This window comes from Candidatus Liberimonas magnetica, assembly GCA_020523885.1.
Classification (GTDB): domain Bacteria; phylum Elusimicrobiota; class Endomicrobiia; order Endomicrobiales; family JAFGIL01; genus Liberimonas; species Liberimonas magnetica.
On the sequence record JAJAPY010000002.1, the window covers coordinates 109,710 to 129,547 of the forward strand.

Genomic DNA, 19,838 nt, shown 5'->3' on the forward strand with positions numbered 1-19,838 from the left:
ATATGAATACATTAAACTCCGAACTCCGAACTCTGAACTCTGAACTGTCATTATGGCAGTTGAACGAATATACGGAAATGAAACCCGGCCTTTTAAGGATACGTGATTTTCTTTCACGGGTAGGCGACCCTCAAAAAAGGTTTCGTTCAATACTTATTACCGGTACCAACGGCAAAGGCTCGACCGCAAAGATACTTTCTGAGATACTTAAAGCCTCAGGTTATAAAACCGGCCTTTATACTTCTCCGCACCTTGTAGACATTGCCGAAAGGATACAGATAAATTCAGAGAATATAATTAGAAGGGACCTGGCTTTCCTTTCAAGGAAGTATTTGCCTCTTGCCAAGAAGCTGGGTTTGACATTTTTTGAATTCATAACGGCTATAGCCTTTATATATTTTGCAAAGAAAAAAATAGATATAGGTATCCTTGAAATAGGGCTTGGCGGGCGGTTTGACGCTGTTAATGTGATAGATGACCCGGAATTAAGCATAATTACGGATGTTGATTTTGACCATTGTAAAGTGCTCGGAAAAACTCTATCAAGCATAGCCTTTGAAAAAGCCGGTATAATAAAAAATAGCGGTATTGTGATAAGCGGCGTAGAAAAAGAAGCTCCCAAAAAAGTAATTAAAAGGACCGCAAAAGATAGAAAAGCGGAGATCTTTGAGTTTAATAAAGATTTTAGAATGAAGCTTGAGAAAGTGGATTGGGAAAAAAGGTATCAGAATTTCTCATACTCTGGATTAGAAGAAAATTATTTCTTAAAGTTATCATTATTGGGTTTTTATCAGCTGAAGAACACTTCCCTGGCCCTGGCAGCATCAGAAATATTGAGGAATAAAGGGTACAGTATAACCTATGCAGCCATTGAGCAAGCATTAAAAAACCTGAAGTGGCCGGCAAGGTTCGATGTAAGGCGATATAAAGATAAAACCATTATTCTTGACGGTTCGCATAACCCGGGAGCGGTAAAGAAGTTTTTGGAGACATTCAAAAAAAGCCCCTGGGGAAAAATAAAACGAACATTTATATTCGGGATGCTGAAAGATAAAGACTATAAAAGCGTTATAAAGAGCTTAATCCCTTATGTAAAAAATGTTATTCTTGTTCCGGTAATATCAAAAAGAAGATTATCTTTAAGAACGATGCAAGAGAATTGGCTAGAGTTTTTGCCTAAGAAGAGGGTACAATCAGCTGAGTCAGTTATAGATGGCCTTGAAAAGGCGAAAAAAGATAGGATTGTGATCGTTATCGGTTCCCTCTACCTGACGGGCGATATCTTAAGAAAGGATGGAAAATATGACTAAACTATTTTTGGGAGTTGATCTCGGCGGCACAGGAGTAAAGCTGGCCATAGTAAACGAAAAAGGCAAAATTATCGAACAAAATTCATTTCCGAATTATTGCCCTTCAGATCCCGATGAAGTCGTAGGAGGCATTATTTATCATTTTAATAAGATGAAAAATGTCAAGAAGCTCTGCGGGACCGGTATAGGTGTAGCAGGAGATATAGACCAGCCAAAGGGTGTGGTAAGGTTCTCTCCAAACCTGGGCTGGAAAAACCTTCCTTTAAAGAACCTCCTTAATCCGTCCCTGCCGAAACCTCTTATGATAGATAATGATGCAAATGCTGCTGCCTGGGGAGCATACTGGCTTGAGACAAACGGGAAGATAAAAAATGTTATTTGTGTAACTCTGGGTACAGGCATCGGGGGAGGGTTAATCCTTAACGGCCAGTTATACAGGGGAGTGGAAGGTTCCGCAGGAGAAATAGGGCATATGCCGTTTGAACCTTATGGTTTAAGGTGTAATTGCGGAAGCCTGGGCTGTGTGGAGAGGTACTTGGGAGCGAATTATTTAAGTATGCAGGCCAAAGAAGCGGTCGAACGGGGAGGAAGCAAGATAATATTAAAACTTACTGAAGGTAACATCGATAAGATAACCCCGCAGATACTGACCGAAGCAGCCAATCTCGGAGATGAACTGTCAAGAGAAATATGGCACCAGGCAGGAGAAAGGCTCGGCATTGTACTGGCGGGAGTTGTGAACCTTCTTAATCCTGAAATGATAGTGCTTGCAGGCGGGGTTAGCCTGGCCGGGCAGCTTTTGTTAAAACCGTTAAGAGAAACCATTAAGAAACGTGCTTTCAGAACACCGGCAAAAGCATGCCAGATAATCGTATCAAGATACAACCAGAACCTGGGCGTGGTAGGAGCTGCTTTATTGTCAAAATGAGAAAAGCATTCTGCTATGTACTTGCGGTACTTATATTATCCCTGTTATCCAATTTGCTTCTCTATGCAGAGGAAGTAGAAATAAAATCCGGGTATTTGCAGTACGATGACCAGGATAAATATCTGGTAGCAAGAGACAGCGTAACGCTCACCTGGAAAAACAAATTACTTAAGGCAGATACGATATATTTCTGGGTAGATGAAGACAAAGTCCGAGCGGACGGATATGTAGTTCTCAGGGACAGCAGTAATGTTATTTTCGGAGATAGCCTGACGTATGATCTAAAGACAGAGACCGGGACTATAAATAAGTCATCATGTTATTTCAGCCCGTGGGTCGTTCATTCGAATAACCTTACAAAAATAAACGATAAGACCTATATTGCCGGTACTTCCAAATTTACAACCTGCGACCTTATAAAACCTCATTACTATATTTATGGCTCAAGGGCTAAGATATTGACTGGAAAGAGGATATATATCTATAACCCGGTTTTTCTTGTCCGTAATATGCCTGTTTTTTATATGCCTTTGTTTACTCAAGGGCTGGGCAAAAAAAGGGACAGCCTTGAAATTTACCCAGGATATAATAACCTTGACGGGATCACGGCAAGGGTAATTTACGGGCACCCGCTAACAGAGCACACCTATTCCAAACTTTATCTGGATTATTTTGCAAAGCGCGGCCTGGGCACTGGCCTTGAATATAACTATGACATACCCGGAAAGATCAGAGGAACTTTCTACGGGTATAACATAAAAGAAAAGATCACTGACCCGAACGGACTTACTACGAGCAGCGAAAGGTGGAATTTAAAAGAAGAGCATTGGCAAAAGTTAAGCCCATACTGGACTGCGCAGAGTAAACTTGATTTTATCAGCGATGCGTCATTTAACAACCTTTATTACCAGGAAAATTGGATGAGGATAGCAAGAGAGCTTAATTCTTCACTGGCATTTACAAGGCAGACACCGAAGAGCAGTTTCCGTATGACTACTGCAAGAAGGGATGTTTATGACACAATTATAAACGACTTTAAAGCAGACAATATATCGTTCCCGCTTCTGGAATATACCAGGTACCCTAAAAAAACTTTTCTGGGTTTATATTTTACGTATAATACGAACCTTTTAAACCAGTATATAGCCTTAAATGATTTTTATACCTGGAGCAGTGCATCAAACTTCAATATATATAAAAACTATAATTTAACAAGAAAATTGACTCTTACGCCAAGCCTGGGTATGAATGAGACCTGGAGCGACAGGACGCCGAAACTGAATGCTTCAAATGTTCTTATACCCGGTAACTATGACCTGAATAATATCTTTGTATCAAGGTTTCTTAGCGATTTTAACTTAAAATACCGTGTTATGAGGGCGATGGACTGGAATCTTTTACACCAGTACAAGTTAAGGACAAAGAAAAACCTTATGGATATAGACACGAACGGCGATGATTACGGCGAAGAAACTAATCAGGTGGTATTCAGGAATTCCATGTATCTTTCAAGAAGGGTGATAGTCAGGAATTCAGCTACCTATGACTTTAGGAGGTCCCGCACTATTTTTATAGAAGATTGGCGCCAAAAATTCAGCCCTTTGGTCAACGAGCTAACATGGCAGCCCGCATTCTCGTATACGATTTATGTTAAGGAAGCCACGAACATCTATCCTCATACACTTAATTCAGTTCAGACATTGTTCATGTACGGGAACAGGGATGATAAATACCTTAATTTAGGTTTATTCTACAACGGGCTTACTCCTACGCAGGCTGATTTTAACGTGGGTTTAGGGTTCAACCCTACCGCCAAATGGCGGGTTGAATACAATATTTACAGTACAGAAACAAGAGATTTCAGGGAAATCAGAACTAACGACCAGGAACTCAAAGTCGCTCGTGACTTGCATTGCTGGATGTTGGGCTTGAGGTTCCTGAGACGGCTTGCCTATGAAGAAGTTTATCTTTCAATTGACCTGAAAACATCGTTCAAGAAAAGAAAAGAATTATACAACAGGCCCCACGAGCAGGAATTCTATCCGTGGCGATAGCGGCACTAATACCTAAAAGTTCAGGCTATAAGTATGGAACAAGAGAAATTAAATAAATTATTAAAGTGGCATAAAAAAAACGAATATTACTATAAATGGATCAATAGTATTTTCAAGTTTGCTGTACGTCCAAAGAGCAGAGTCCTGCATGTCGGTTGTGATTTCGGCCATTTATTGGCTGCCGTAAACCCTGATTATGGTGTTGGTATTGACCAAGACCCGGAAACGATAGAAGCTGCGAAACATCTGTTCCCAAAATACAAATTTTTCACCATGGACCCTCATGATATTAAGCTTAATGAAAAATTTGATTACATAATAATCTGCAATTCAATAGGCAAGTGGCATGATATACAAAAAGTGTTTGAGCAAATACATTTATTAGTTAATGAGAAAACGAGAATAATCATTACATATTACAGCCATTTGTGGGAAGTTGTGCTGGAGTTAGGGTCATTTTTAAAAATGCGCCGCCCTTATTCTTACCACAACTGGCTTTCGCCTGAAGATATCTCAAATTTACTTAACTTAACGGACTATGACATTGTACGCAATGACTCTTTTATGCTATTGCCTAAATATATACCGGTTATTTCGAATATCTGTAATTATGTATTGTCAATTCTTCCAGGTTTTAGTTTTTTCAACCTTATGCATTTGACAATTGCGCGTCCTGTGCCCGTTAGATATAAAGAAAATGAGCTGTCTGTTTCCGTGATAGTTCCCTGCAGGAACGAAAAAGGTAATATTAAAAATGCTATCGAACGTATTCCTGATATGGGAAAATTCACCGAAATAATCTTCGTTGAAGGGAACAGTAAAGATGATACAGTTAAGGAAATTGAAGAACAAATAAAAAAACACCCGCAAAAAGACATCAGACTGATCTCTCAAGGCGAAGGAGTCGGAAAAGGAGATGCGGTAAGAAAAGGTTTCGCTGCTGCCAGGGGAGATGTCTTAGTGATACAGGACGCAGATTTGACCGCTCCGCCGGAAGACCTGCCAAGGTTTTTCAGAGCTCTTATAGAAGGTAAAGGTGAATATATAAACGGTTCCAGGCTGGTTTATCCTATGGAGAAGCAGTCCATGCGTTTTTTAAATTTGCTGGCAAATAAATTTTTTGGGATATTATTCACGTGGCTTTTGGGGCAGAGATTCAGAGATACTCTCTGCGGTACTAAGATGATCAGAAAAAAAGATTATGAATTAATCGCGGGTAACCGTTCATATTTCGGCGATTTTGACCCGTTCGGCGATTTCGATTTGATCTTTGGGGCTGTAAAACAAAACTTGAAGATCGTTGAGGTGCCTATAACATATCGGACAAGGACCTATGGAACGACCAATATCAGCAGGTTTAAGCACGGGTTTTTGCTGTTCAGAATGAGTTGGATCGCGTTTAAGAAAATTAAATGGCTTGGGTTAAATAGTATTTAATAGGATATTATAATGAAAGAATTAATAAATGAATTGCCTTTTACTAAGATCAAATTATTTTTTGCAAGATTCCTTTATAAATTAACACATCAGATTTACAGGAATGATAAGCAAAGGATAATCCGTGGCGGGATAAATTATGAAGTCGATCTTTCTGAAGGCACGGAACTTTCGCTGTTTTTGTTCGGGAATTTTCAGAAGAACGTATCACATAATGAACATATTGATATTCCCAAAGACGGCATTATATTTGATATCGGGGCAAATACCGGGATCATGACACTGCAATTTGCAAAGTTAGTCCCGTACGGCAAAGTATATTCGTTCGAGCCCACACATTATGCATTTTCAAAGCTTAAAAAAAACCTGGAACTTAATTCCGAACTGTCAAATCGTGTCATTATTAATCAATGTTTCATATCAGAAAAAACATCCGATAAATATAATGTAAATTCGGTGTATGCAAGCTGGAATGTCGGAGGATCGATCATTGGCGGTGAACATAAAATCCATGGCGGAACGCCAAAGTCTACTGAAGGGGTTTGTGCAGTATCCCTGGATGATTTTGCAGCAAAAAATGAAATAAAAAGAATTGATTTTATCAAGATTGATACGGACGGCCATGAATTAAAAGTTTTTAAAGGAGCAGTAAACACTATTAAAAAACATGCCCCGCATATCATCTTTGAGATAGGCCTATATCTTGTAAAAGAGAACGGGTTAGAATTCAAAGACTATGCGGAATATTTTGATTCAATAGGTTATTCATTGTATGACAGCAATTCTATGAAGAAAATTGATAACACGAATTATTTTAAATATATCCCGTTAAACGGAACAACAGATATATTAGCTATTCCAAATTCAAAAACCATAAATTGAGCATTGTAATGATGAAATTCCTTAGATTACCGGAATGTGACGAAATAAATGATCTGGACAGTCCTGACGCCACGATCATCCATTCAAAGATCATCAAAAAGAAGGTGTTTTTAAAGAATCTTTATATTGATTTTTATAGACAAATTGAAAATTCAGTCACTTATAACACTGACAAAATTATTGTAGAGATCGGAAGCGGCGGTGGGTTTATTAAAGAGATAATGCCGAATATTGTAACTTCTGACGTAATGGAACTTCCAGGGATCGATAAAGTATTTTCCGCAGTAAAAATGCCTTTTAAAGAAAATAGTATTGATGCTTTTGTTATGATAAACGTTCTTCATCATATCAGTGATCCAAAAAGTTTTTTTCAGGAAGCGAGCCGGTGTTTAAAAAATAAAGGTAAGATCCTAATGATAGAACCTGCAAATACTTTAATGGCACGCTTTATTTATAAATATTTTCATCATGAACACTTCGATGTAAAGTCTGGGTGGGGTTTTGAAGAAACCGGGCCGTTATCTAATGCTAACGGTGCGATACCCTGGATAATCTTTGACAGGGACAGGAAACAATTTGACCAGGATTTTCCTGATCTTAAAATAGTAAAAAAATATAATCATACGCCTTTTCGTTATTTACTGAGCGGCGGGTTTAGTATAGTTCAGCTTGTCCCTTCGTTTACTTATCCGTTAATAAAGCTAATAGAATACGTACTTAATCCTTTTAATGATCTGCTTGGCATGTTTCAAACAATTGAGATAGAAAAAGTGTAATTTACATCAAGGCAAAAATATAAAAAAATAGAATGGTGGCAGAGTTTTATTTAGTCAAAAAGCCGTTTCTGTAATCACCATAATCTTGGTGTTTAATCTGTGTAATCAGAACCATTGTCCTGCAAAGCGGGATTCAATGGTTCTAAATTTGATTTTTATCTTGATTTTTTATAAAATCATTGAAATTAGAATAAAAATATAGTTAAGAAAGGAAATGAAAATGAAAAAGGCTATTATTACAGGTATTCGCGGGCAGGATGGAGCTTATTTGGCAAAATTACTGCTGGATAAAGGGTATGAAGTTTACGGAGTGGACAGGAGAAGCGGGGATTCTGGCAGGGTGCGGTTGCGGGAAATTGGAGTTGACAAACTTATCAAGCATATATATATGGACCTGCTCGAATTAACAAATATCATGACTGTTATCAGGGATGTAAAACCGGATGAAGTATATAACCTCGCAGCCCAGAGTTTTGTGAAAGCATCTTTCGACCAGCCGCTTTTAACAGCAGATATCGACGCTATGGGTGTCCTAAGACTCCTTGAAGCTTTAAGGTATTATAAACCTGATGCAAAGTTTTACCAGGCTTCTACAAGCGAGATGTTCGGCCTTGTACAGGCAGTCCCTCAAAATGAAAAAACGCCTTTTTACCCGAGAAGCCCGTACAGCGTATCAAAGCTTTTTGCCCACTGGATGACTGTGAATTACAGGGAATCATACAATATGTTTGCTTGTTCAGGGATACTTTTTAATCACGAATCGCCTTTCAGGGGGTTGGAGTTTATAACAAAAAAAATAACAGACTCGGTTGCAAGAATAAAATTCGGACTGCAGGATAAAATAATAGTAGGAGATATAAGTTCAAAACGGGATTGGGGTTATGCAAAAGAATATGTTGAGGCCATGTGGCTTATGCTCCAGCAGGATAAACCTGACGATTATGTGATTGCAACTAATGAAACTCATTCGGTAAAAGAATTCATAGATGTTGCGTTCAAACACATCGGTATAGAACTTAAATGGGAAGGAGAAGGAGTAAACGAAGAAGCAAGAGACAAAAAAAGCGGCAAGGAATATGTGAGCATATCTCCTGAATATTACAGGCCGGCTGAAGTAAGCATGTTGATAGGCGATTATTCTAAGGCCAAGAAAAAGCTTGGGTGGGAGCCAAAGACAAAGTTCGTGGAACTCGTTAAAATTATGATGGATTATGATCTAAGAAAGATAGAAAAAGAACTAAAAGAGGGGCTGAAATGAAGGCACTGGTTTTATCAGGCGGGAAAGGTACGAGGCTTCGTCCGATCACTCACACTTCAGCAAAACAGCTTGTTCCGGTTGCTAACAAACCAATTTTGTTTTACGGCCTTGAAGCTATAAGCGCAAGCGGAATAAAAGAAGTAGGCATAATAGTCGGCGATACAAAAGATGAGATCAGGGAAGCCGTAAAAGACGGTTCTAAATGGGGCATAAAAGTAACCTATATTGAACAGGAAGCACCTCTTGGGCTTGCTCATGCGGTAAAAATCGCCCGGCCTTTCATAGGCGATGAAGATTTTATAATGTATCTGGGCGATAACCTTATTAAGGAAGGCGTGCCTGCACTTGTTGAAGAGTTCAAATCAAAAAAGCCCAATGCGCAGATACTCCTTACGAAAGTCCCTCACCCGGAAAATTTCGGAGTAGCTGAGCTGAAGAACGGTAAAGTTGTCAGGCTTGAAGAAAAGCCCAAAAAACCAAAAAGCGACCTTGCCCTGGTGGGAGTTTATATATTTGACAAAAATATATTTGAGGCGGTAAATAATATAAAGCCTTCGGCCAGAAATGAACTTGAAATAACCGATGCCATACAGTATCTTATAGATAAAAAATACGTAGTTACGCCCCATATAGTCAAAGGCTGGTGGAAAGATACGGGTAAATTAGATGACATGCTTGAAGCTAACAGGTTGATACTTGAATCCCAGAAAGCCGATACCGCAGGCTCAGTTGATACGCAATCTCAGATCGAAGGCAATGTTGTCATAGCCAAGACCGCCAAAATAGTTAAAAGCACAATAAGGGGTCCTGTTATAATCGGAGAGAACACGAAGATAATTAATTCGTACATCGGGCCGTTTACTTCGATCTATAATAATGTAAATATAGAAAACAGCGAGATAGAACATTCAATCATCCTTGAAGGAACAAAGATAACCGATGTAAAACGTCTTGAGGATTCGCTGATTGGCCAGAACGTGGAAATATGCAAAACCTGCAAAAAGCCAGATGCATACCGGATAATGGTAGGCGATTCGTCTAAAGTTGAAGTGATATAATAAACAGCGTATAGCGGATAGCGTAGAGCGTATAGAAAGACCTTGAAGTTTATATCCGCTATACGCTCCACGCTCTACGCTAAGAGAAGAGGTTTTATGAAGTTTCTTGTAACAGGCGGGGCAGGTTTCATCGGCTCTAATATCGTAGGAGAACTTGTCAGGAGAAGATATAAGGTAAGGGTACTGGATAACTTCTTGACGGGAAAAATTGAAAATATAAAACCTTTCTTGAACAAAATAGAGCTTGTGAAGGGCGACATAAGAAACGACAAGGATCTAATAAAAGCGCTTAAAGGTATTGACTATGTTTTGCATCAGGCGGCTCTTCGCTCTGTCCCCAGGTCGGTGGATGACCCATTAAGCACAAATAACGTAAATATCACCGGCACCTTAAAACTTTTAATGACCGCAAGAGAAATGAAGGTTAAACGGGTGGTTTACGCGTCTTCTTCATCTCTTTACGGAGATAATAAAACTCCTCAGGTGGAAAGCATGGTCCCGTCACCGCTTTCACCGTACGCAGTTTCAAAGCTAGCAGCCGAGCATTACTGCAGTATATATGCTAAGACTTTCGGGCTTGAAACGGTTTCTTTAAGGTATTTTAACGTATTCGGCCCAAACCAGGACCCAAATTCGAAATATGCAGCTGTTATACCTATCTTTATACGCTGTGCGCTTAATGACCGGGAAGCCGAGGTGCATGGCGACGGTAAACAATCAAGGGATTTTTCTTATATCGACAATGTAGTAAGTGCAAATATCCTAGCCGCTTTAACTCCTGGGATCTCCGGTGAGTATTTTAATATCGCATGCCATGCCAGCAATTCTTTACTGGATATAATAAGGATAATTGAAAATTTAACCAAAAAGAAAATGAAAGTCAAACATACTACTCCCAGAAAAGGAGATGTAAGAAAAACGTGGGCTGATATCTCTAAAGCCAAAAAATTAATGAAATATAAACCTCTGGTGAGTTTTGAAGAGGGTATGGTTAAAACCTTTAATTGGATAAAGGAACACAATTAGGATAAGGGTATAGGAATGAAATTATTGGTGACTGGTGGCGCTGGGTTTATTGGTTCAAATTTTATAAGGCACATTCTTAACAAATACAAGAATTATTCCATTATAAACCTTGATAAACTTACCTATGCTGGAAACCTTGACAATCTAAAAGACCTTGAAAAAAATGGGCGCCATAAGTTCATAAAAGGCGACATCTGTGATGTTAAGACGATAGATAAACTTATCCCCAGTGTTGATGTTGTGATAAATTTTGCCGCAGAAACACATGTCGATCGTTCCATTCACGAGCCGGGTTCTTTTATAAAGACGGACGTTTTCGGAACCTATGTGCTTCTTGAAGTAGTAAAGAAATATAAAATAAAAAGGTATATCCAGATAAGCACGGATGAGGTTTACGGAAGCATTTCCCGCGGGTCTTTCAATGAAAATAGCCAGATAAAACCTAACAGCCCCTATTCTGCTTCAAAAGCAAGCGCAGACATGCTGGTGCGCTCATATTTTATTACGTATAAACTGCCCGTTATAATTACCAGGTCATCAAACAATTTCGGGCCCTACCAGTACCCTGAAAAGGTAATCCCTTTGTTCGTAACAAATGCCATAGAGAACAAACCGCTTCCTTTATACGGTGACGGAAAAAATGTCCGTGATTGGCTCTACGTTTTGGATAATTGTAAAGCGATAGATAAAGTTCTTCATAAAGGTAAAGACGGCGGAATTTATAATATCGGCGGAGGAAATGAGATAAACAATTTGATGCTTACGGGTATGATACTTAATATACTGAAAAAGCCGAAAAGCCTGATAAAAAAAGTTACGGACAGGCCGGGTCATGATAGGCGTTATTCTTTAAGCTGCATAAAAATAAAAAAGGAATTGAATTGGAAGCCTGAAGCGAATTTCAGGGATGCCATGGAAGATACGGTTAACTGGTATGTTAATAATATAGACTGGTGGAAAAAGGTAAAAAACAAAAGTTTTGAAAAATACTATAAGAAACAGTATACCTTAACCCTTACCCCTTCTACCTGATTTTTAGGAGTTTTCAGTGAAAGTATTAATTGTCGGAATTAACGGGATGCTGGGAAAAGAATTAACTAATGTTTTGGCAAAAAAACATGAAGTTATAGGTATTGACTCTAACCCTGCTGCTTCCATACCCGGTATAGATATACAAAAAGCGGATATATGTGACCAGAAATCGATTTATGAAAAAATAACAAAAATTAATCCTGATATAGTTATCCTTACCGCCGCATTAACCGATGTTGACTTGTGTGAAACAGAGCAAGACCTGGCTTATAAAGTAAATGCTCTGGGCCCAAGGAATGTTGCCCTTGCCTGCCAGAGATTTGATACCCAGATGCTTTATATATCCACGGATTATGTTTTTCCGGGAGATAATAAAAAAGATAAAGAAGGGTATAAGGAATTTGATAAGACAGGCCCTGTCAGCTATTACGGGAAATCAAAGCTCTACGGCGAATGGTTCGTAAAAAATCTTTTAAACAAGTTTTATATAGTCCGTACAGCTTGGCTATTTGGCAAAGACAGGATGAATTTTATTGATGGTAATGCCCAGGCGCTTCAAAAAGGCCAAAAGATAAGGTCCTGCACTGACATGATAGGCTGCCCTACAAACGTATTGGATCTTTCAATAGCTATAGAACAATTGATTGAGAGCGGGCTTTACGGCATATATCACGTGACCAACTCAGGGTTTGCCAGCCGTTATGAAATATCAGTAAAAATAGCTGATATTATAGGTTCTCAGAAATCATTGATTGAAAAGGTCATACAAAAGGACTTGAAGTTAAAAGCTTTAAGGCCTGAGTTTTGTCCGCTTATAGGTTACAACTGGAAAATGTCCGGATTTAAACCTCTAAGAAGCTGGCAAGACTCCGTAGAAGATTATTTAAGAAAATATTTGAATAGTAGCAATCCAAATTAGCTGTCATGCCCCGATTTAATCGGGGCATCCAGGATTTCATAAGCCGTCGAGATTGGATTCTCGCTTTGCGGGAATGACATAGTGAGTGGGGTTATATGCGTAAAATATGCGTTATCGGTACAGGTTATGTGGGTTTAGTTACTGGAACATGCCTTTCTGAATTGGGCAATAAAGTTATCTGCATAGATAATGATACAAAGAAAATAGCTGCTCTAAAAAAGTTCAAGATGCCTATTTTTGAAGAAGGACTGCTTGATCTTGTTAAAAAGAATGTTAAAAACAAAAGATTGTCTTTCAGCTCGGATATAGATGATGGTATAAAAAGTTCAGAAGTTATATTTATTGCAGTCGGCACACCGCCCAGGGAAGACGGCTCGGCCGACCTTTCGTATGTCGAAGCAGTAGCCAGGGAAATAGCTGTAAATATGAACAGCTATAAACTGATAATTGATAAATCGACCGTGCCTGTTGAAACGGGGAATCAGGTTGAGCTGACCATACAAAGGAATTTGAAGAAGGATATCCCGTTCGACGTGGCATCTAACCCCGAATTTCTGCGCGAAGGTTCCGCTGTTTATGACACTTTTAACCCGGACAGAATAGTTATAGGAGTCAAGTCAAAGCGCGCTGAAACCATTTTAAGAGAGATATATTCTCCCATAAAAGCGCCGGTCCTGGTTACAGATATAAAAAGCGCAGAAATAATAAAACACGCTTCAAATTCATTCTTGGCTACAAAGATATCTTTTATCAATGCTGTAGCTAACATATGCGAAAGGGCCGGGGCGGATATTACGAAAGTAGCAGAAGGCATGGGTTATGATAAAAGGATAGGAAGGGCATTCTTAAATGCGGGCATTGGATTTGGCGGTTTTTGTTTCCCGAAAGACCTGGAAGCTTTTTCCTGGATATCCAGGAAACTGGGTTATGATTTTAATCTGTTAAAAGAAGTAATGAAAATAAATGACGGACAGAGAAAACTTCTGGTAAAGAAGATTGAAGATGCATTATGGGTATTAAAAAGTAAGGTTATCGGAGTTTTAGGGCTTTCTTTTAAGGCAGATACCGACGATATGAGGTTTGCACCTTCGATCGACATAATAAAAATGCTTCAGGAACAAGGTGCAAACATCAAGGCTTATGACCCCCAGTCAATGGATAAAGCAAAAGAAATATTAAAAGACGTTAAATACGAGAAAACCCCCTATGCCATAGCCAAGGGTTCGGATTGCCTGGTTATCCTTACGGAATGGAAAGAATTCAAGAACATGGATTTAGCTAAGATAAAGAAACTTTTAAAACATCCTATAATAATTGACGGCAGGAACATATTTGACCCTGATAAGATGAAAAAACTGGGTTTTGTCTATGTGGGAATAGGTATAAAGGAATAGTAGATAGGCTCTAGTAGCCAGTAATTAGGAAGTTTTTTCCCTAGCTAGCAACTACTGACTACTAGCTACTTGCCAAGGGGTTTTATAAATGAGAATTTTAATTACAGGCGGGGCGGGGTTTATTGGTTCACATTTAAGCGAATATTTACTGGATAAAGGCCATAAAGTAATAGTTATGGATAACCTAATAACAGGGGATATTAAGAATATTCAGCATCTTTTTGGAAATAATAAATTCTCTTTTGTTAAGCAAAATGTGGTTGATTTTATGCATGTTTCAGGAAAACTTGATGCAGTGCTTCATTTTGCCTCGCCTGCCAGCCCTATTGATTACCTGCAACACCCGATACCAACTTTAAAGGTTGGAGCTCTTGGGACTCATAAGGCTCTCGGTCTTGCTAAAGAAAAAAAGGCGATATTTATGATAGCTTCAACAAGCGAGGTTTATGGCGACCCGCTAATTAACCCGCAGCCCGAAAGTTATTGGGGGAATGTTAATCCTATTGGCCCAAGGGGTGTATATGATGAAGCAAAAAGGTTTGCTGAAGCCATGACTATGGCATATCACAATTACCATAAGATGCCTGTACGTATAGTAAGGATATTTAACACCTATGGACCAAGGATGAGAAGGCATGATGGAAGGGCTGTCCCTGAGTTTATAAACCAAGCCATTAACAATAAACCTGTCACTGTTTTTGGCAAAGGCACGCAGACAAGGTCATTTTGTTATGTTTCAGACCTTGTTGATGGGCTTTACAGGTTATTAATATCAAAGAATACAGGCCCCATAAATATAGGCAATCCAAACGAAATTACACTTAATACTTTAGCAAAGACAATAATAAAGCTTTCTCATAGCAAATCAAAGATTGTATATAAAACTCTACCAATTGATGACCCCAAAGTCAGGCGGCCTGATATATCCCTGGCTAAAAAAACACTTGGCTGGACTCCCAAAGTACCTCTTGAAGAAGGCCTTATCAAGACAATCCATTGGTTTAAGACCGGTAAGATAGCATAAATTAAATTATTATAATGTATTGACAAACAAACAGAATTTAGTTATAATGTTCAATAATTGAACAACATAAGTTGTTTTTTGTTGGATAACAAATGGAAATATCGGAAAAAGAATTAGCAGTAATAAACCAAATAGCTAATAATCATATGCCTGATCAACGAAGTATTGCTACGAATACAGGTATTTCACTTGGTTTGACCAACCTTATTATTAAGAAGCTTATAAATAAGGGGTGTATCAAAGCAAAACAACTAAGCTCAAAAAAAATACAGTATCTTTTAACCCCGCAGGGTTTCAGCGAGAAAGCAAAAAAATCCTACAATTTCACGGTTCAAACCATCAGTAGCCTAAAATCAATGCGAGAAAAGATCCAGCGGCTCATAATTACAGAGTGTCAAAAAGGCATAACAGAATTTATCATTTCAGGTGACGGGGAAGTGTCGGATGTGGTCGAATTGGCTTTCAAGAATATAAAAAACACAAACTTTAATTATTCAAAAGTTAACGGACAGGACAAGGTTGTTCTAATTGTAAAAAACAATAACGACAAAAGAGAAATAGATGTGGTCTCTTATTTGTCGGAGTCATGATTAACTTGTTAAAAGAGGAGCTGATAAATGAAAAGAAATTTAATATTGTTTGCTGCCATTTTAACCTGTTTTGCGGCCGCTGTCTTTAGCCAGAATGAACCTGATAATTCGCAAAATAGTTTTATTAGGATGAATTCAGACCTGAGTAGGATAGGTTACAGTGATTTTAAAAACCTTGTAGTTGCGACAGTTAAAACAGAGATTTACCGTATGGATGATGATTTTAAGCTCGGGGTTGGAGATTCTGTTGTAATAAACCTGTCAGGAAAGTTACAGGAAACAGACAAAGCAATGATCGATAAAGACGGTAAGATCGTTATACCTTCTATTGGTGAGATCTATTTATTGGGATTAAACATAAAAGAATCTAAAAACTTGATCCAAAAAGAGATCAACAAAAAATATGCAAATGTGGAAGTCAGCTTTAATATAGTAGGAGTACAGCCTATCAGGGTTACGGTTTTAGGCCAGGTTGAAAAACCCGGTGTGTATGTGCTCAGCCCGTTTTCCAAGATAGTAGAAGCTCTTTCCAATGCCGGAGGCCCTAACAGTAAGGGGTCGTTGATAAACATAAAACTTATCAGAAAAGGCAAGGAAGTTATAACGCTTGATATTTGCAGTTATCTTTTTGAAGCCAAAGAAAGCAAGAATATACTGCTTAAGGATGAAGATGTAGTGTTCGTCGGGCCCTATACCGATCTTATTGCTGTCAGAGGAGACGTGGTAATGCCTGGGATATATGAATTTTATGACAATGAAAAAATATCGAACATTATTAAAAGGGCAGGAGGTTTGTGCAAACGAAATACAACAAGGAAGATATCGCTTTTTAGATCGAATGATAGCATGGGAACTGAACCAAAGTCAAAAGAGATATTAGTTAAAGATATTAAAGAGCTGGGGGCCGCTGATGAATTAGATTTGAGAAATGAAGATTCGATTATAGTAACTACAGAATCCAACAGGTTGTCATACACTGAAAATAAATACAGAATTGCCAGGGTCATTGGCGAGATTCAAAATCCGGGCGAATACCTGCTTGAAAAGAACGAGAAACTGAGTTCGGTAATAAAAAGGGCAGGTGGCTTGAAACCTGAAGCTTTTGTAGAAGGCACTATTTTTATGCGCCAGTCCCAGGCTAAGAAAGAAGATAAAGTTGTCAAGAATCATATTGAAATGATACAAAATGATATCTTGAAGAATCATGATAAGATCACAAACTCTTTACTGTCGGATAATGAAAAAAGAAGAATTGAAAAAGCGATAAACGAACAAAGCAAGGCATTAGATATCTTAAAGATGAAGCAACCAACAGGAAGAATTGTTATAAGCCTTGAAAATATAATAAATGGGAAAGAAGATATGGTGCTTGAAAATGACGATTCTATTATAATTCCAAATAACCCTGAATGTGTAAATATTGTCGGGGAAGTATTTAATCAAAACGCAATAAGATATTCCTCCAATAATGATGTGAAATACTATTTGGACAGCGCCGGCGGGATTACTCCTTTCGGAGATGAAAAGAATATTTTTATCATTAAAGCAAACGGAATGTCTGAGTCGGTAAAAAATGGGAATGTTACAGTTTCAAGCGGGGATTCTATTATTGTTCCGAAAAAATATGAACTGAATTCCGAAAATTTAAATAAATAAAGAGGTAATCCTAAATGGAAAATCAAAAATATGTTGATGACGAAATAGATCTATTGGAAATATTGGTTATTTTGTATAAATACCGCGCAATAGTGATCAGTTTAGTAATATTAGTGTCGATGATAACAGGGGTATCCAGCCTTAATAAGACCCCTAAATATGAAGCAACTGCAAGTTTTTTTTGCCTGGATGCCTTAAAAAACAGCAGCAACCAGAATTTGGCGGGATCTGCCGTAAATTCTGATCTTGTAATATCTATTTTAGAAAGCCGTGCGATGAAAGACAGGATCATTGATGAGCTTAATCTTGTCAAGCTTTGGCCCTCTGATTTCAGGGAAAATATAAGGGAAAAAATTGTAAAAGCTACTAATATTTCAATTGAAAAAGGAAATATAATTAAAATTAGAGTAATAACTGAAAATCCTGAAATTTCAATGAATATAGCAAATCTGTACTTAAATGAAATAGATGCGTTTAACAAAAAGCTGGAATTAAGTGCCAATGCATCTATAACGCAGATACTTGACAGGGCAATTCTTCCGGAAAAAAGAATGGCAAGAGGTACGATAAAGAAAATTATACTAGCAGCAATTATCAGTTTTTTATTATCGTGCTTTCTTGTATTAATTATAGATATGTTAAAGAAATCAGATGCGATAAATAAGCTCACACAAATTAAAGGATAGATAAAGATAAAAATAAAGAAAAATAAATTCTTTACCTTTATCTCTACCTTTACCTGTCTTCCACTCTATTTTATTTATCAAACATGGAGAATAATATGTCAGATTTCTTGAATAAGAAAAGAATAACAGTAACAGGCGGGGCAGGTTTCTTAGGTTCACACTTAGTTAAGAAACTAAAAGAAAAAGGCTGTAAAAGTATATTTATTCCTAAAATAGAAGATTATGACTTTGTAAAAATGGAAGATGTTAAAAGAATGTATAATGACTCAAAGCCTGATATCGTTATTCATTTAGCCGCTGTTGTAGGCGGGATAGGCGCTAACCGTGAGAACCCGGGTAAATATTTTTACGATAACCTTATGATGGGTGCACAACTTATGGAAATAGCCATGCAAGCCGGAATAGAGAAATTTGTTGCACTTGGGACTATTTGTTGTTATCCTAAATTCACTCCTGTACCATTCAAGGAAGAAGATTTATGGAGCGGCTATCCTGAAGAGACAAATGCACCTTATGGCCTTGCAAAGAAGATGCTTTTGGTGCAATCCCAGGCTTATAGGCAGCAATACGGGTTTAATTCCATATTCCTTATGCCGGTAAACCTTTACGGTCCTGGAGATAATTTTAACCCGGACACTTCACATGTAATACCGTCTTTGATCAAGAAATGTTTTGATGCAATCAAAAATAATGATACGGAAATAATAATTTGGGGAACAGGAAAGGCGACGAGAGAGTTTTTGTATGTAGAGGATGCATCCGAGGGTATTATTCTTGCAACCGAAAAATACAATAAGTCAGACCCCGTAAATCTCGGAGCAGGATTTGAGATATCAATAAAGGACTTGGCTATGTTAATCGTAAAACTGACCAGTTTCAAAGGTAAAATTAAATGGGATGTCACGAAACCCGATGGACAGCCACGCCGTTGTTTAGATGTTTCGTTGGCTGAAAAAGAATTTAATTTCAAAGCTAAAACCAAATTTGAAGAAGGACTTAGAAAAACCATTGATTGGTATAGGAATAGTCATTAATGATAAAATATTTAATACATTGTGTATCTTTATTCTGTATTCTTGCAATAGGCCCGGTTTATATTTGTGCCACTGAACCTGCAAAGAACATAAAACATGTGAATGAGAAAGCAGTTTTTAGTAAAGGTGAAAGGCTAAAATTTCAGATAAGCTGGCAATTTGTTAATGCAGGATATGCAACAGTCGAACTTAAAAATATTGAAAACATAGGTAATAAAAAGTGCTTCCATGTAATTTCCGAAGTATCAACTTTTGAAGTTATGGACAATGTTTTTAAAGTAAGAGATATATATGAGTCATGGTTTGATTTAAGCAAGAACATATCCTGTAAATTTGTCAGCAAAATAAGCGAAGGCAATTATAAAAGAAATGAAACCATACTTTTTGATCAGGCAAAACATACTTATAAGATTTTGGAAACAAAAAAAAGTGATAAAATACCTAATTCGGTCCAAGATGTTATATCAGCTCTATACTATTTAAGGCTACAAGAATTAGTAATTGGTAAACCATACAGTTTTGATGTGCACATGGGTGATACCACTTGGCCTGTTTTGGCAACGGTGCTATACAAGGAAAGAATAAGTATTCCCGCGGGAGAGTTTAATTGTCTGGTGTTAATGCCGCGTATGAGAAAAATGGTTGATAATAGATATGTTCAGGGTTCCCTTCAGGTATGGTTGAGTGACGATGAAAATAAAATGCCTGTTAAGATAGATTGTAAAATACCGCTTGGTTCAATAAGTATGGAGTTGGTTGAATTTAAAAAATAGG

At 37.9% G+C, this 19,838-nt stretch carries 18 protein-coding genes; all 18 read left to right on the plus strand.

Annotated elements, in window-relative coordinates; translation table 11 throughout:
* Positions 1-2: 2 nt before the first annotated feature.
* The 18 genes from LHV68_01955 (at position 3) to LHV68_02040 (ending at position 19,837) form a co-directional block, all read left to right on the plus strand.
* Positions 3-1,310 (plus strand): bifunctional folylpolyglutamate synthase/dihydrofolate synthase, encoded by a 1,308-nt coding sequence (locus LHV68_01955; GenBank protein ID MCB4790628.1) that lies wholly within the window; start codon positions 3-5, stop codon positions 1,308-1,310.
* Positions 1,303-2,238, plus strand: coding sequence for an ROK family protein (locus LHV68_01960; GenBank protein MCB4790629.1), 936 nt, complete (start codon positions 1,303-1,305; stop codon positions 2,236-2,238). The genes LHV68_01955 and LHV68_01960 overlap by 8 nt, the downstream gene beginning before the upstream one ends.
* Positions 2,235-4,292, plus strand: coding sequence for a hypothetical protein (locus LHV68_01965; GenBank protein MCB4790630.1), 2,058 nt, complete (start codon positions 2,235-2,237; stop codon positions 4,290-4,292). The genes LHV68_01960 and LHV68_01965 overlap by 4 nt, the downstream gene beginning before the upstream one ends.
* A 33-nt stretch (positions 4,293-4,325) precedes the next feature.
* Positions 4,326-5,729, plus strand: coding sequence for a glycosyltransferase (locus tag LHV68_01970; protein ID MCB4790631.1), 1,404 nt, complete (start codon positions 4,326-4,328; stop codon positions 5,727-5,729).
* Positions 5,730-5,741: 12 nt separating this feature from the next.
* On the plus strand, positions 5,742-6,611 hold the full coding sequence (locus tag LHV68_01975) for an FkbM family methyltransferase (protein ID MCB4790632.1): 870 nt from the start codon (positions 5,742-5,744) through the stop codon (positions 6,609-6,611).
* An 8-nt stretch (positions 6,612-6,619) separates the two neighbouring features.
* Positions 6,620-7,387: a class I SAM-dependent methyltransferase gene (locus LHV68_01980; protein MCB4790633.1), complete on the plus strand. Its 768-nt coding sequence runs from the start codon at positions 6,620-6,622 to the stop codon at positions 7,385-7,387.
* A 220-nt stretch (positions 7,388-7,607) separates the two neighbouring features.
* On the plus strand, positions 7,608-8,645 hold the full coding sequence (gene gmd / locus LHV68_01985; GenBank protein MCB4790634.1) for a GDP-mannose 4,6-dehydratase: 1,038 nt from the start codon (positions 7,608-7,610) through the stop codon (positions 8,643-8,645).
* Positions 8,642-9,703 carry a glucose-1-phosphate thymidylyltransferase gene (locus LHV68_01990; protein ID MCB4790635.1) on the plus strand — a complete coding sequence of 354 codons (1,062 nt, stop codon included), beginning with the start codon at positions 8,642-8,644 and terminating at the stop codon, positions 9,701-9,703. Before gmd ends, LHV68_01990 begins: the two co-directional genes overlap by 4 nt.
* A 96-nt stretch (positions 9,704-9,799) precedes the next feature.
* Entirely contained in the window at positions 9,800-10,729 is a 930-nt protein-coding gene (locus LHV68_01995; GenBank protein MCB4790636.1) for an SDR family oxidoreductase, read from the plus strand.
* Positions 10,730-10,744: 15 nt separating this feature from the next.
* Positions 10,745-11,761 (plus strand): dTDP-glucose 4,6-dehydratase, encoded by a 1,017-nt coding sequence (rfbB, locus tag LHV68_02000; GenBank protein MCB4790637.1) that lies wholly within the window; start codon positions 10,745-10,747, stop codon positions 11,759-11,761.
* Between the two features lie 16 nt (positions 11,762-11,777).
* Positions 11,778-12,680, plus strand: a complete 903-nt coding sequence (gene rfbD / locus LHV68_02005) for a dTDP-4-dehydrorhamnose reductase (GenBank protein ID MCB4790638.1) — start codon at positions 11,778-11,780, stop codon at positions 12,678-12,680.
* A gap of 95 nt (positions 12,681-12,775) precedes the next feature.
* Positions 12,776-14,074 carry a UDP-glucose/GDP-mannose dehydrogenase family protein gene (locus tag LHV68_02010; protein MCB4790639.1) on the plus strand — a complete coding sequence of 433 codons (1,299 nt, stop codon included), beginning with the start codon at positions 12,776-12,778 and terminating at the stop codon, positions 14,072-14,074.
* Positions 14,075-14,162: 88 nt separating this feature from the next.
* Entirely contained in the window at positions 14,163-15,098 is a 936-nt protein-coding gene (locus LHV68_02015) for an SDR family oxidoreductase (GenBank protein MCB4790640.1), read from the plus strand.
* 92 nt (positions 15,099-15,190) lie between these two features.
* Positions 15,191-15,688, plus strand: a complete 498-nt coding sequence (locus LHV68_02020) for a hypothetical protein (GenBank protein MCB4790641.1) — start codon at positions 15,191-15,193, stop codon at positions 15,686-15,688.
* A 27-nt stretch (positions 15,689-15,715) separates the two neighbouring features.
* Positions 15,716-17,344, plus strand: coding sequence for an SLBB domain-containing protein (locus LHV68_02025; GenBank protein MCB4790642.1), 1,629 nt, complete (start codon positions 15,716-15,718; stop codon positions 17,342-17,344).
* Positions 17,345-17,358: 14 nt separating this feature from the next.
* Positions 17,359-18,030, plus strand: coding sequence for a hypothetical protein (locus LHV68_02030; GenBank protein MCB4790643.1), 672 nt, complete (start codon positions 17,359-17,361; stop codon positions 18,028-18,030).
* Positions 18,031-18,125: 95 nt separating this feature from the next.
* A complete protein-coding gene (locus tag LHV68_02035; GenBank protein MCB4790644.1) occupies positions 18,126-19,064 on the plus strand; it encodes a GDP-L-fucose synthase in 939 nt (312 codons plus the stop codon).
* Positions 19,064-19,837, plus strand: coding sequence for a DUF3108 domain-containing protein (locus LHV68_02040; GenBank protein MCB4790645.1), 774 nt, complete (start codon positions 19,064-19,066; stop codon positions 19,835-19,837). Before LHV68_02035 ends, LHV68_02040 begins: the two co-directional genes overlap by 1 nt.
* Position 19,838 lies beyond the last annotated feature (1 nt).